The following is a 521-nucleotide window of genomic DNA, read 5'->3' on the forward strand; positions in this document are numbered from 1 at the left end:
ATCAGCGTGTGGTCCGAGCCCATGGCGAGCAGCCGGAAGCCCATCGACACGACGCGACCGGCAATCGCCGGTTCGATGACATAGATCGCGGCATGCTTGCCGGCCTTGCGCGTCCGCTCGGCGATCGACGCGACCGTCTCCATCATGCTTTCCAGCGTCGAGCTGACGGTGGCGCCGTTCGACCAGGCGATCGAGAAATCCGACGGGCCGACGAAGATGCCGTCGATGCCGGGTGTCTCGAGAATGCCATCGAGCGCCTCGAGGGCCGCCCGCGTCTCGACCATGGCGAAAGCCATGGTGCGCTGGTTCGTATCGCGCAGCCATTCGGCATGGTCGCCCTTGCCGTGACGCGGGAAGGCATAGGTCGGCCCCCAGGAGCGCTCGCCCAGCGGCGGATATTTCATCGCGGCGGCGAACTGCCTCGCATCGGCCACGGAGTTAACCATCGGCGCGATCACCGCCTCGGCGCCGAAATCGAGCGCGCGGCTCGCCATGTCGAAGCGCCCGACCGGAATGCGCAC

At 67.2% G+C, this 521-nt stretch carries 1 protein-coding gene; it reads right to left on the minus strand.

Annotated elements, in window-relative coordinates:
* Nucleotides 1-521, minus strand: a 521-nt coding sequence (locus tag EOD07_RS36885; RefSeq protein ID WP_127238536.1) for an aldolase/citrate lyase family protein, incomplete at both ends; no start/stop codon positions are given.

The sequence above is a fragment of the Mesorhizobium sp. M2C.T.Ca.TU.002.02.1.1 genome (assembly GCF_003997225.1).